The organism is Azospirillum endophyticum (assembly GCF_016595245.1).
Taxonomy (GTDB): domain Bacteria; phylum Pseudomonadota; class Alphaproteobacteria; order Azospirillales; family Azospirillaceae; genus Azospirillum; species Azospirillum endophyticum.
This window is the reverse complement of sequence record NZ_JAENHM010000058.1, coordinates 208,009-221,645: the sequence shown is the minus strand read 5'-3', so window position 1 is coordinate 221,645 and position 13,637 is coordinate 208,009. Positions and strand designations below refer to the sequence as shown.

Genomic DNA, 13,637 nt, shown 5'->3' with positions numbered 1-13,637 from the left:
ATCCAACCGTCACCAATTCATCCAACCAGAAGGGCTACCCATGGCGTCGGCCGGCTCGCGGAGAACCGCGGGCGCGGTACGGACAACCTCCAAGCCATGGGTGGCCCATATGGCAAAGCCTATCGACCAGCGACGGCGGTCCGGCATCAAGTCGAAGATGCTGATGGCCTTCGGTGTCGTTGCGGCGCTGCCCTGCATCGCGGCCGTGGTCGGGTGGATGTCCTACGGCGCGGTCCGCGACCATGTCGCCGACATCACCGGCACGCAGGTTCCGGTGCTGAGCGCCGCCCATGGCCTCGCCACGACGACGGCACGGGTGCTGGCGCTGGGACCGCTGATCGACGCCGCGTCCTCCGACGAGGATCTGACCCGGCTGCGCAGCGCGGTGGATGCGCAGCGCGGGGCGCTGAACGGCCAGCTCGCCCAGCTGGCCGGCGGGTATGGCAATACCGGGGACCGTACCGCCGGCGATGATGCCGGCCGCCTTGCCGAGCTGACCAACACAGCCCGCTCGCTGCTCGGCACCATCGATGCGCTGGGCAAGGCGACCGGCCAGCGGCTCGCCCTGCAGGACCGGCGCAGCGGCCGGCTGGTGGAGCTGAGCGACGCCCATGCCCGCCTGCTCGCCGCGCTGAAACCCGACATGCAGGCCTCGCGCGAGCAGCTGGCCCAGGCGATCTCCGCGATGGTGGAGGCGACCTCGCAATCCTCCGCGGTGATCGGCGGCGAGCTGGGGCAGACGGTGATCCCGCTGTTCCAGCTGCGCGGAGCGGAAGCCGCCCTGGCCAAATCGCTGCTGATCGGCGCCTTCGAGACCGAGCGGTCCAAGGTGATGTCGCTGTCCACCGACTTCGATTCCGCCCTGTCCGACCTGCAGGGCGCGCTGCGCCCGCTGGCGAAGAGCGAGGCGGCGGCCCCGGTCGTGTCGACGATCAACGAACTGGCGGGGTTCGGCGACGGCGACCACAGCGTCTACACCCGCCGGGTGCGCCAGCTCACCCCCGGCATCCCGGAGGCCGAGGCGCGCAAGCTGGCCGAGTCGCTGGCCGCCAGCGTCGACGACATCATCCAACTGGATCGCGATGCCAACGCCCGCATGCTGCCGCTGATGCTGAACTCGCGCGGCCGCATCGCCGAGGCCGGCAACGCCATCGCGGAGCGGATGCAGGATCTGTCCACCAACACCGTTCCGGCGGCCCAGCACCGCTACACCGTGCTGAGCGGCCTGATGGCCGACGCCAACCTGCTGGCCGGCAAGCTGGCGGAGGCCGGCAATGCGGAAACGCCGGCCCGTCTGGCCGCAGCCCGCCGCACGCTCGACCCGCTGGCGGCGACGATGCGCAGCACTCTGCAGGACTCGCAGGACGATCTGGGCGCGGAGGTCCGCCGGCTGGCGGAGCGGCTGCTGGATCTCGGTTTCGGCAATGACGGCATCCTGGCGCTGCGGACCGGCGAGCTTGCCGCCTATGCCGAGAATGCGGCGCTGATCGACAGCAACCGCAGCACCGGTGCCACCCTGACCGCCATGGTCGACGGGCTGGTCCAGTCGGCCGAACGGGCGACCGCCGACGGCGCTTCCGCCGCCCATGACGCGCTGGAGCGCACCAACGAAATCCAGTTCCTGCTGGCGACGGCCGGCGTGCTGCTGGCCGGGCTGATCGTCTCGCTCTATGTCGGCCGCCGCGTCGTCGGCCGGATGGAGGCCCTGGCCGCCGCCATGCGCCGGGTCGCCGACGGCGACCTGACGGTGGAGCAGAAGGCCGAGGGCAACGACGAGATCACCGACATGGCCCGTGCGCTGCTCGTCTTCATCGCCAACGCCAAGGCGATGGAGGAGGCGCATGAGAAGGTGGAGATCGAACGCCGGAACGCCGCCACGGCCCGCCGGACCAGCATGCTGGAGATCGCCGACCAGTTCGAGCGCAACGTGCTGAGCAGCGTGGAGACTCTGGCCGATGCCGCCCGCGTGATGGCGGCGCGCGCCCGCTCGCTGACCGACATCGCCGCCAACGCCAACGACCGCGCCGACGCCGCGATGCAACTGTCCGGCGAGATGGCGGCGGGGATCCAGCAGGTGGCGACAGCCGCGTCGGAAATCTCGCAGTCGATCGCCGAGATCAGCAAGCGCACCGGCGAGTCGGCCCGCATCATCGGCGACACCGCCGCCGGGGCGGAGCAGGTGAAGGCCACCGTCGCCGACCTGTCGAGCACCGCGGGGGAGATCGGCACCGTGGTCGGGCTGATCGACGAGATCGCCGGCCAGACCAACCTGCTGGCGCTGAACGCCACCATCGAGGCGGCGCGGGCGGGGGAGGCGGGCCGTGGCTTCGCCGTCGTCGCCGGCGAGGTCAAGGCGCTCGCCGGCCAGACCGCCCAGGCCACCGCCGAGATCGCCCGCCAGATCGCCGCGACCCAGGCGGCGAGCCGGCAGACCGCGGAGGTGGTGGCGACCATGACCGGCAGCGTCCAGCGCATCGAATCCAACGCCTCGGCCATCGCCGCGGCGGTGGAGGAACAGGCGGTGATCACGTCGAGCATCGTCGACAGTTCCCACCGCGTCGCGGTCGGCACCCAGGCGGCGTCGGACCATGTCGCCGGCCTGTCGGAAGCCGCCGCCAAGGTCCGCACCCAGGCCGGCGACGTGCTGCAGGTGGCGGAAAGCCTGTCGCACGAGGCGACCAATCTCGGCTCCGCCGTGCATCTGTTCCTCCAGGAAATCCGGGCCGCGCGATGATCGGCGCTGCCCCGGGCAAGAACGGGTCGGTTTCATAAAACTGACACGTAAACAAAACAAACCCGTCACCGGCGGCGGCTATGGTCACCGCGACGAAGAAGGCGGGTTACGACCTCCGGCCAAGGCCGGGCTTTTCCAAAACCCAACGACACCGTCCAAACCTATCGGGAGTTTAGCCGTGAAAACCATGACCTCGGCGTTCGTTCGTTGCGCCGCCTTCGGTGCCCTGGCCGTTCTGTCCGTGTCGGTCGCCCCGCTGTCGGTCGCCTCGGCCGCCGACATCTCCGGCGCCGGCGCCACCTTCCCGTATCCGATCTATGCCAAGTGGGCCGACGCCTACAAGAAGGAGACGGGCACGGGCCTGAACTACCAGTCGATCGGTTCGGGCGGCGGCATCAAGCAGATCAAGGCCAAGACGGTCACCTTCGGCGCTTCCGACATGCCGCTGAAGCCGGAAGAGCTGGAGCAGGCCGGTCTGATCCAGTTCCCGATGATCATGGGCGGCGTGGTTCCGGTCGTGAACCTGAAGGGCATCAAGGCCGGCGAGGTCAAGCTGTCGGGCACCGTTCTCGCCAACATCTACATGGGCGAGATCACCAAGTGGAACGATGCGCAGATCAAGGCGCTGAACCCGAACGTCAACCTGCCGAACACCGCCATCGCCCCGGTCTACCGCTCTGACGGGTCGGGCACCAACTTCCTGTTCACCGACTACCTGTCGAAGACCAGCCCGAAGTTCCAGACCCAGATCGGCGCCAACACCTCCGTCCAGTGGCCGGCCGGCATCGGCGCCAAGGGCAACGAGGGCGTGGCCAACATGGTCAAGCAGACGGACGGCTCGATCGGCTACGTCGAATACGCCTACGCCAAGCAGAACAACATCACCCACCTCGACCTGCAGAACAAGGACGGCAAGACCGTCTCGCCGAAGATCGAGGCCTTCCAGGCCGCCGCCGCCAACGCCGACTGGGCCAACAGCAAGGGCTACTACGTCCTGCTGACCGACGAGCCGGGTGCGGAGAGCTGGCCGATCACCGGTGCCAGCTTCATCCTGATGTACAAGACCCCGCAGGACGCGGCGTCTTCGGCCGAGGCGCTGAAGTTCTTCGACTGGGCCTATAAGAACGGCTCGAAGATGGCGACCGAGCTGGACTATGTCCCGATGCCGGAAGCGGTGGTGTCGCTGGTCCAGAAGACCTGGTCCCAGACGATCCAGGCCGACGGCAAGCCGGTCTGGACCGCGTCGGCCAAGTAACGACGGCCAACCGACCCCGGGCGGGCCGCTGGTCGGTGCGCCCGGGGGCATGATCGCCGGTGGGGACGGAAATTGCGCCGTCCCCATCGCACGCCTCACGGAGCGGCCATGACCGAGATCGCGCTGACTTTGACCGACGCACACGCCTCCACCGCCCGACGGGCTCGCCGCCAGCGCCTGCAGGATGCGGCCTTCCGCAACGCCACCCTCGCATTCGCGCTGCTCGTCCTGCTGATCCTGGGCGGCGTCACCGTTTCCCTGATCGACGGCGCGCTTCCGGCACTGCGCATGTTCGGCTTCGGCTTCGTCGGTACCGAAGTCTGGAACCCGGTGTCCGAACAGTTCGGCGCGCTCGCCCCCATTTACGGCACGCTGCTGACCTCCATCATCGCCATGGCTGTCGGCATTCCCGTCAGCTTCGGCATCGCCCTGTTCATCACCGAGATGTGCCCCGCCTGGCTGAAGCGCCCGCTCGGCGTCGCCATCGAGCTGCTCGCCGGCATCCCCAGCATCATCTACGGCATCTGGGGCCTGTTCGTCTTCGCCCCCTTCATGCAGTCGACGATCCAGCCCTTCCTGATCGCGACGCTGGGCCAGATCCCGGGCATCGGCAACCTGTTCATGGGGCCGCCCTACGGCATCGGCATCCTGACCGCCGGCCTGATCCTCGGCATCATGGTGCTGCCCTTCATCACCTCCATCACCCGCGACGTGTTCGAGACCGTGCCGCCGATGGTGCGCGAATCCGCCTACGGGCTGGGCGCCACCACCTGGGAAGTGGTGTGGAACGTGGTGCTGCCCTACACCCGCACCGGCGTGGTCGGCGGCGTCATGCTCGGGCTTGGCCGTGCGCTGGGCGAGACGATGGCGGTGACCTTCGTCATCGGCAACGCGCACCGCATCAGCTCCTCGATCATGGCGCCCGGAACGACGATCTCGGCCTCCATCGCCAACGAGTTCACCGAGGCGGTCGGCGACGTCTACACCTCGTCGCTGGTGGCGCTGGGCCTGATCCTGTTCCTGATCACCTTCGCCGTCCTGTCGATCGCCAAGCTGATGCTGCTGCGCCTGCAGCGCAAGGCCGGAGTCTGAGGCCCATGACGATGTCCAATTCCGCGACGCTGGCGACCCCCATCGGGGGGCTCTACCACCGCCGTCGCATTGCCAACAAGGTGGCGCTGTCCCTGGCGCTGGGGGCAGCCGGCTTCGGCCTGTTCTGGCTGGTCGCCATCCTGTGGACGCTGCTCTACAACGGGCTGTCGGCGATCAACCTCAGCCTGTTCACCGAGAACACCCCGCCGCCGGGCGGGGAGGGCGGCCTGCTGAACGCCATCTTCGGCAGCGTCGTCATGACCGCGGTCGCCACCGCGGTCGGCACGCCGGTCGGTGTCATGGCCGGCACCTACCTGGCCGAGTTCGGCCGCGGCACCAAGCTGGCCGAGGTGGTACGCTTCATCAACGACGTGCTGCTGAGCGCGCCGTCGATCATGGTCGGCCTGTTCGTCTACGAGGTGCTGGTCGTCCGCATGGGCCATTTCTCGGCCTGGGCCGGCGCCATGGCGCTGGCGGTTCTGGTCATCCCGGTCGTCGTCCGCACGACCGAGGACATGCTGAAGCTGGTGCCCAACAGCCTGCGCGAGGCCGCCGCCGCGCTCGGCGCGCCGCAGTGGAAGGTGATCACCTTGGTCGCCTACCGTGCCGCCCGCAACGGCATGATCACCGGCATGCTGCTGGCCGTCGCCCGCATCAGCGGCGAGACCGCGCCGCTGCTCTTCACCGCGCTGAACAACCAGTTCTGGAGCGCGGACATGAACGCGCCGATGGCCAACCTGCCGGTGGTCATCTTCCAGTACGCGATGTCGCCCTATGAGGACTGGCGCCAGCTGGCCTGGGGCGGCGCGCTGCTGATCACGGTCGCCATCCTGCTCCTCAACATCGGCGCCCGGCTGCTGGCCGGTCTCGGCACGACGAGAAAGTAACCATGACGATGACCCACATGGACGCCAACAGCCCCGCCCACGGCAGCCACCCGATGCCCCCCGGCATGCTCGCCGGGACGGCCGCGGATCGCGCAATCGCCGGTGCCGGCCTGCCCGAGAAGATCAGCGTCCGCAACCTGGAATTCTTCTATGACGGCTACCGGGCGCTGAAGAACATCTCGCTGCCGCTGTACGACCGTCAGGTCACCGCCTTCATCGGCCCGTCGGGCTGCGGCAAGTCGACCCTGCTGCGCATCCTGAACCGGATGTACGACCTCTATCCCAAGCAGGTCGCCACCGGCGAGGTGCTGCTGGACGGCACGAACATCCTGTCGCCCAAGCAGGACCTCAACCTGCTGCGCGCCCGCGTCGGCATGGTGTTCCAGAAGCCGACGCCGTTCCCGATGTCGATCTATGACAACATCGCCTTCGGCGTGCGGCTGTACGAGAAGTTGTCCCGCGCCGAGATGGAGGAGCGGATCGAGTTCTCGCTGCGCCGCGCCGCGTTGTGGGACGAGGTGAAGGACAAGCTGCGCCAGAACGGCATGAGCCTGTCCGGCGGCCAGCAGCAGCGCCTGTGCATCGCCCGCGCCATCGCGGTGAAGCCGTCGGTCCTGCTGCTCGACGAGCCGACCTCGGCGCTCGACCCCATCTCCACCGCCAAGTGCGAGGAGTTGATCGACGAGCTGCGCTCCGACTACTGCATCGCCATCGTGACCCACAACATGCAGCAGGCGGCCCGCATCTCCAACTTCACCGCCTTCATGTATCTGGGCGAGCTGATCGAGTTCGGGAACACGGAAGAGATCTTCACCAACCCGACCAAGGAAAAGACTTCCGAATACATCACCGGCCGGTTCGGCTGACGCCATCGGTGCCAAGCCCGGCAAAGCGAAACGGCTCCCGTCACCGACTGGTGGCGGGAGCCGTTTCGTTTCGCGTCACCGCCTTCAGTGCCGATCCGGGCGGAAGGCGGCGGGATCGGTGAAGGGCGTCTCGCCGCCCATCAGTTCGGCCAGCAGCCTGCCGGTCGCCGGCCCCAGCGTGAAGCCCTGGTGGCCATGGCCGAAATTCATCCACAGGCCGCGATGCCCCGGCGCCTCGCCAATGACCGGCAGCATGCCGGGCAGGCAGGGCCGCGTTCCATGCCAGGGCTGCGGCTCGACCGGCAGGCCCAGGTCGAGCAGCCCCTCGGCCCCCAGCTCCGCCCGTTCGAGCTGGACCGGGTCGGCGGGAGCGTCGGCATGGGTGAACTGCGCGCCCGTCGTGATGCGCAGGCCGCGCTTCATCGGGGCGATCACATAACCGAAGCCGGTGTCCAGCAGGGGAAGCGACAGGCCGCCGCCGGTGTAATGGCGGTGATAGCCCCGCTTGCGGACCATCGGGAAGCGCAGGCCGAACGGCCGCAGCAGCTCCGGAGACCAGGGTCCCAGCGCCACGACGGCGGCGTCGGCTTCCAGCCGTCCGTCCGCGGTTTCAACGGCCCATCCCCCCTGCGGCGTGGCCGTCAGGCTGCGGGCATCCCCCTCCAGCAGCCGGCCGCCGGCCTCGACGAAGCGCCGTCCGTAGGCGGCGACCAGGGCGCCGGGGTCCGACACCGTCCAGGGGTCGAGCCAGTGGATGGCACCGACGCCCGTCTGTTTGAGGGCCGGCTCGGCCCGTGCCAGTTCGCCGGACGTCAGGGCCTTGAAACGGACTCCCCAGCGCTTCCGGTTTTCTTCGGCGGCGGCCAGCGCCTTGTCGAACAGGGACTCGCGCCGGAACAGGGTCCGGTAACCGTCGCGCCGCACCAGACCGTCCATGTCCCCGTCGGCCGGACGGTCCCGCATCAGGTCCTCGTGCGTGGCTGTCGCCTGGACGATCAGCCGCGCATAGGCATCGGAAATGCGGGCGTGGCGGTTTTCGGCGGAATGCCACCAGTAGCGGGCCAGCGCCTCGGCGTGGTCGGGCATGGCTGCGGCATGGTAATGGACGTCGTTGGTCCGTCCCGTCGCGACGGCGGCCAGGGTGCCGATATCGCGCGGCATCGGATAGGGGCGGACCGCCTCGCACTGGATGATGCCGGCATTGCCATAGCTTGTCTCTTCGCCCGGACCGCGGCGGTCCACCACCGTCACCGTCCAGCCCCGTTTGCGGAGTTGGAGGGCGGTGGAAATCCCCACCATGCCGGCGCCGAGAACGAGTGCCTGTTTCATGACGTCACGCCTGGGCCTTGGCGGTCGCGGTGATCCGGATACAGGCCTTGCAAAAGGGAAGGGTGGGGATGGGCAAGATGAACTCCATGATTTTCAGAGGGGCGTGCGGTTTCTTGACCTGCGTCAGGCGACGCTGGCGGCAAGGCGCTGCTGGCCGGTCCGCAGCGTCGAGGCGACCGCCACCGACAGGGCGGTCATGACGATCAGGAAACCAAAGGCGGTGTCGAAGGATCCGCTGGCCGATACCAGGAAACCCATCACCATCGGCGCGACGAACCCGGCGATCTGCCCGCCCAGATTGACCATGCCGATGCCGGTGCCGATCTGGCTTTCGTGCAGCACCTTGGTCGGCAATGCGATGACGGTCGCCAGGACGAAGGACTTGAAGAAGTAGACGAAGGACTGGAAGACGATCAGCGCCGCGACGGTCTCCGACCGGTACATGGCGAAGAGGAAGATCCCGGTCAGCAGGGCGCTGCCGACCAGCAGGTATTTTTCGCGGTCGGCGAAGAAGCGGGTCATCACCCAGCCGCCGATGGCGGTGGCGATGGTGGCGAGCAGGAAGGGGATCGGCACGAGAACGCCGACCGACTTGAGGTCGAGGCCGCGCTGCTGCAGCAGATAGAGCGGCATCCAGGAATCCAGCCCCTTGTTCACGCAGCTCAACCCGAACCAGACGACGACCAACTGCCAGAGGAACGGAGTCTTCAGCAGCATGCGGGTGGTGGCCCAGTCGATCCGCTTGGCCGACGCGGCATGGCGATACCCCTGCCCGGACTCGGACTTGGGATCGTTGGGAACCAGCAGGACATAGGCGACGGCGAAGGCGATCCCGGCGAAGCCGATGACTTCGAAGGCATGGCGCCAGCCAAGGCCGAGGATCAGCGGCGCCATCACCAGCGGCGCGATCATGCTGCCTGCATAATTCGACGAGGTCAGGAAAGCCGTCATCTTCGGCTTGTTGTCCTTGCTGAACATCTCCGCCACCGCCTTGATGGCGGCCGGCGGGAAGCCGCCTTCGGCGATGCCGAACACCAGCCGGATGGCGATCAGCGACCCCAGGGACCAAGCGAAGCTGGTGGACACCGTGAAGACGGACCACAGGGCGATCGAGATCACGATCACGTATTTGGAGCCGAAGCGGTCGGCCAGCCAGCCGCCCGGAATCTGCATCAGCGAGTAGCCGAGGAAGAAGACGCTGATCACCACGCCCAGCTCGGAGGCCTGGAGATTGAAGTCCTTCCCGATCTGCCCCAGTGCGATCGAGATCGCCGCCCGGTCGATGTAGGAAATGCAGAATGCCAGATAGAGGAGCGAGAAGCCGATGATGCTGGTCTTATGCGTCTTGAGGGCGGACATGCGAGAACTCCGTCAGATGTAGAGGAAGCTCGGCTCCATCGGTTTTCGGTGGGGTTTGCCGGAGCGGCAGGCAAAGCGGGGGCAAGGGGCGGGCGTTGCGGCGGGGCGGATTGCCGGCAGCCGGGTCGGCGATCGACGTCGGAACGAAGAAGATTCGGCTGAAGGGCCGCTCAGTCCCAGGCGCGGAAGCCGGGGGTCTCGGACAGGGGTGGCGCCGCTGCCAGCTTCCGCAGGTCCGGCACCGGCCGGCACAGGGCCGGATCGTCGGCGAAGGCCGCCTCCAGCGCGGCCGCCGCGGAAAGCACCAGCGCGTCGCCGCCGCGCGGGCCGACGATCTGCAGACCGAAGGGCATTCCGGATTCATCCAGCCCGACGGGCAGGCTCACTGCCGGATGGCCGGCCAGCGTCACGCCATAGGCCAGGGCCAGCCAGTGGAAATAGGAGCGTGTCGGCCGACCATCGATCTCCCGTGGGTAAAGCTCGCTCCAGGGGCGCGGGCTGAGGGTGAGGGTCGGGCTGATCAGCAGGTCGTGGGTCTCGAAGAAGGACTGGAAGGAGCGATAGATCCGCGTCTGGGTCGTCGCGGCACGGGTATAGTCCTCCAGGCTGTAACCCAGCCCCTCCTCGATGTTGGCGCGGACATTGGGGCCGAGCATGTCGGGGCGCTCGCGGAAGGTCCTGGCATGCATCGCCAGGAACACCGAGGCCCGCAGCACCGCGAAGGCGTCGTCGGCGCCCGTGCAGTCCGGCGTCGCGTCCACGCAAGCGCCGGCGAGCGGCGCGATGTGGCCGACCCGGTCGCGGAAGGTGCGGCGGATGTCCTGCGCCGTCGGAGCGAAGCCGAAATCCTCGGTCGCGGCGATGCGCATCCGGGACAGGTCGGCGGGACCGACGGGGAACCAGCGTTCCGCCCGGCCGCGGACCGGTTCGCCCGGCAGGCTGTAGGCGAGCGGGTCGCGGCTGTCGTCGCTGGCCATGACGGACAGCATCAGGGCCAGATCAGCCACGTTGCGGGCCATCGGGCCGTCGGTCGACAGGTTCGACCAGCCGATGGCCCGGCGCTCGCTGGCGACCAGCCCGGGGGAGGGACGCATCCCAACGATCCCGGCATAGCCCGCCGGGTTGCGCAGGCTGCCGCCGGTGTCCGATCCGGTCGCCAGCGGCGCCATCCCGCAGGCGAGCGCCACCGCCGACCCGCCCGACGAGCCTGCCGCCGAGCGCGACGGGTCGAAGGGATTGCCGGTCGCGCCGTAGACCGGGTTCCGGGTGTTTCCCCCCGCCGCCCATTCCGGCGTGTTGGTCTTGCCGACGATGATCGCGCCGGCGGCGCGCAGCCGGGCGACGGATCCCTGGTCGGCGGCCGGCACATGGTTTGCGAAGAGTGGGCTGCCATAGGTGGTGCGGAGGCCGGCGGTGTCCTGGGTGTCCTTGACCAGAAGCGGGATGCCATGCAGTGGGCCGACATCGTCGCCACGACGGATCGCCGCCTCGGCCTGTTCCGCGGCCTTCCGGGCAGTGTCGACGTCGAGCGCCACGACGGCGTTGACCGCCGGGTTGACGAGATCGATCCGGGCAAGGCAGGCTTCCAGCAATTCGACCGGCGACAGGCTTTTCCCGGCGATCCGGCGGCGCATCTCCAGAAGGGAGAGATCGGCAAGGCTGGCCGTGGACAGATCGGGTTTGGGCAAATCGGGCATGGCGGAGACATCCGTCCGTCTTCAATTTGACATATCGTCACAGGATTTAGCGCATCGGTCAAATAGTTTATATGATCAGCAAATGGGCGCCTGTCTTGCTGCACTGCGCAAACATGTGGCAAAACAGGAACTCGGCGGCCGGCTTGCTGAAACGGTCCGTGAAAACTGTTTAGCGTATGCAATAAAGCCTGCCTGGAAAATTGGCAGCACCGGTGGCAGGGAAGCGGGAAGGGGCGATGCAGGATCACGATGGGTTGGCCAACACCACGTCGCGGCTGGGTGTTTGCCTGAAGGCCGCCCGCCGGGCGCGGGGCTTGACATTGAAGCAGGTGGCGGAACGTACCGGAATGGCGCTGTCGACTTTGTCGAAGGTGGAAAACGGTCAGATGTCGCTGACCTACGACAAGCTTCTGCAGCTGACCGCCGGACTGAAGATCGAAATCGCCGAGCTGTTCGAACCGGCCGGCTCACGGCCGGAGCGCCGGGAGGTCGTCACGGCCCGCCGCAGCATCAGCCGGGCCGGACAGGGACATCTGGTGGATACGACCTTCTATTCCTACCGGTATCAATGCACGGATCTGGTGGGAAAGCAGATGGTACCGATCCTGGCCGAGATCCGGGCGCGCACGCTGGAGGAGTTCGGAGCGCTCCTGCGGCATGCCGGTGAGGAATATTTCTATGTCACGTCCGGCCGCGTCGCTGTCCATACCGAATTCTACGAGCCGGCGATCCTGGAGGTCGGCGACGGCATCTATCTCGACAGCAGCATGGGACACGCCTATCTGAACGCCGGCGAGGAACCGGCCCGTGCCATCTGTGTCTGCACCAGCGAAGAGCCCGATCTTTATCAGAAACTGCGCTCCATTTCCGAAGCCGAGGCGAGACCCGTGGACGCGTGAGGGTCCGCAAAGCAATATTTCCATAATCGAGGTTATGCGTTTTCAGCCTTGGATTGAAAAATAGGGATAGAGACCATCGCCACCGCTCGCGTCCGTCGCCTGCCGGAATCGTCAGAAAATCAAATTCTCCCCACGCAAGCTCCGGAACCACGATGAAGCCGTTGCATATCGAGACGCCCCTGATCGAGTCCCGCCCGCTTTCCGCCCATGCCGGGCGTGGGGTCTGGCTGAAGATGGAAGCGGCGCAGCCGTCCGGATCGTTCAAGCTGCGTGGCATCGGCCGCGCCTGCCAGGACCATGCGCGGCGGGGAGCGACGCGCTTCGTCTCCTCGTCGGGGGGCAATGCCGGCATCGCGGTCGCTTATGCCGGCCGCCGGCTCGGCATCCCGGTGACCGTCGTGGTGCCGGAGACGACATCGGACCACGCGGTGGCGTTGCTGCGGCAGGAGGAGGCCGACGTCGTCGTGCATGGCCCCTCCTGGCAGGAAGCCAATGCCCATGCCCAATCGCTGATGGGAGGCCATGACGCGTTCCTGCATCCGTTCGACGACGAGCTGTTGTGGGACGGGCATGCCGGCATGATCGACGAGGTCGCACGGACGGGATGGCGCCCGGACGCGGTGGTGGTGTCGGTCGGCGGCGGCGGGCTCATGTCCGGCGTGATCCAGGGGCTTCGCCGCAACGGCTGGCCGGGCGTGCCGGTGATCGCCGTCGAAACGCATGGCGCGGAGTCCCTGGCTCAATCCGTCGCGGCGGGACACCGCATTGAACTGCCCCGCATCACCAGCATCGCGACCTCGCTGGGCGCGCGGCAAGTCTGCGCCAGGGCGTTCGATCTTGCCATGGACCATCCGGTGGTCAGCGTGGTGGTCACCGACGGCGAGGCCGTCCAAGCCTGCCTCCGCTTCCTGCACGACCACCGCGTGCTGGTGGAGCCGGCTTGCGGTGCTTCGCTGGCCCTGGCCTATGGTGGGCATGCCGCTTTGCAGCCGTTCGAAAAGATCCTCGCGATCGTCTGCGGCGGAGCGACCACGACCATCGAGACGCTGCAGGCGTTCTCCGGCTGACCAAGGCGGTCGGTCTCCGCCGGTTCACCGGGTTGGATCACCGGGCGCCGCCGGGTGGGCGGTACTGTCCGCGCCGGGAGACGATCCCCCGGCGCGTGGCAGTCCACTCGTCCGTTGGGAAGCCGTCCATCAAAGTTCGGCCGATCGTCGTCAGAAGCCTGGAGAGCCGGCGGTTCCGATGGCTGCAGATCGCCTGCTCCAGCCAGGCGGGATCGAAACCCGCCCATTCGCCGGTCGGGTGGAGCAGGTTCGGGAGGCATATGGGGTGGACCTCGTCCCGCAGGATGGAGTCCATTTGATCCAGGCTGTAGCGCGATGCCGCAAGAACCCGGACGCGCCAGTCGCGGGACGAAGACACGTCGGTGTCCAGGTACATCGACGACAGCGCATCCCAGACCGGGCGGCGGTCTTCCAATTCCGATTGGGAAAAGCGGATGTCGTCGTTCATCGCG

Annotated in this window: 11 protein-coding genes; 7 read left to right on the top strand and 4 right to left on the bottom strand. The window is 67.6% G+C overall.

The features are described 5' to 3' along the window. Positions 1 to 109 precede the first annotated feature (109 nt). From JHL17_RS37695 to pstB, 5 genes are all read left to right on the top strand, one after another. Positions 110 to 2,734: a methyl-accepting chemotaxis protein gene (locus tag JHL17_RS37695; protein ID WP_282189333.1), complete on the top strand. Its 2,625-nt coding sequence runs from the start codon at positions 110 to 112 to the stop codon at positions 2,732 to 2,734. A gap of 187 nt (positions 2,735 to 2,921) precedes the next feature. Next, positions 2,922 to 3,989, top strand: coding sequence for a phosphate ABC transporter substrate-binding protein PstS (gene pstS, locus JHL17_RS19400; RefSeq protein ID WP_200195923.1), 1,068 nt, complete (start codon positions 2,922 to 2,924; stop codon positions 3,987 to 3,989). Between the two features lie 108 nt (positions 3,990 to 4,097). Further along, positions 4,098 to 5,081: a phosphate ABC transporter permease subunit PstC gene (gene pstC, locus JHL17_RS19395; protein ID WP_200195531.1), complete on the top strand. Its 984-nt coding sequence runs from the start codon at positions 4,098 to 4,100 to the stop codon at positions 5,079 to 5,081. A 5-nt stretch (positions 5,082 to 5,086) separates the two neighbouring features. Next, complete coding sequence (pstA, locus tag JHL17_RS19390; protein WP_200195529.1) at positions 5,087 to 5,968, top strand: phosphate ABC transporter permease PstA; 882 nt, start codon at positions 5,087 to 5,089, stop codon at positions 5,966 to 5,968. Between the two features lie 2 nt (positions 5,969 to 5,970). Next, on the top strand, positions 5,971 to 6,834 hold the full coding sequence (gene pstB, locus JHL17_RS19385; protein ID WP_200195526.1) for a phosphate ABC transporter ATP-binding protein PstB: 864 nt from the start codon (positions 5,971 to 5,973) through the stop codon (positions 6,832 to 6,834). Between the two features lie 84 nt (positions 6,835 to 6,918). On the opposite strand, the gene JHL17_RS19380 is transcribed toward pstB, so the two are convergent. From JHL17_RS19380 to JHL17_RS19370, 3 genes are all read right to left on the bottom strand, one after another. After that, positions 6,919 to 8,163, bottom strand: a complete 1,245-nt coding sequence (locus JHL17_RS19380; RefSeq protein ID WP_200195524.1) for an NAD(P)/FAD-dependent oxidoreductase — start codon at positions 8,161 to 8,163, stop codon at positions 6,919 to 6,921. A 123-nt stretch (positions 8,164 to 8,286) separates the two neighbouring features. Beyond that, entirely contained in the window at positions 8,287 to 9,522 is a 1,236-nt protein-coding gene (locus JHL17_RS19375; RefSeq protein WP_200195523.1) for an MFS transporter, read from the bottom strand. Between the two features lie 170 nt (positions 9,523 to 9,692). Then, on the bottom strand, positions 9,693 to 11,219 hold the full coding sequence (locus JHL17_RS19370; protein WP_200195522.1) for an amidase: 1,527 nt from the start codon (positions 11,217 to 11,219) through the stop codon (positions 9,693 to 9,695). 236 nt (positions 11,220 to 11,455) lie between these two features. On the opposite strand from JHL17_RS19370, the gene JHL17_RS19365 reads away from it, so the two are divergent. Both JHL17_RS19365 and JHL17_RS19360 read left to right on the top strand, forming a co-directional pair. Then, the gene (locus tag JHL17_RS19365) at positions 11,456 to 12,118 is read left to right on the top strand and encodes a helix-turn-helix domain-containing protein (RefSeq protein ID WP_211113471.1); all 663 of its coding nucleotides are present in this window, start codon (positions 11,456 to 11,458) and stop codon (positions 12,116 to 12,118) included. Between the two features lie 152 nt (positions 12,119 to 12,270). Beyond that, on the top strand, positions 12,271 to 13,185 hold the full coding sequence (locus tag JHL17_RS19360; protein WP_200195520.1) for a pyridoxal-phosphate dependent enzyme: 915 nt from the start codon (positions 12,271 to 12,273) through the stop codon (positions 13,183 to 13,185). Positions 13,186 to 13,222: 37 nt separating this feature from the next. Here JHL17_RS19360 and JHL17_RS19355 read toward each other — a convergent pair whose 3' ends face one another. Then, positions 13,223 to 13,633: a DUF7079 family protein gene (locus JHL17_RS19355; protein WP_200195519.1), complete on the bottom strand. Its 411-nt coding sequence runs from the start codon at positions 13,631 to 13,633 to the stop codon at positions 13,223 to 13,225. Positions 13,634 to 13,637: the final 4 nt, after the last annotated feature.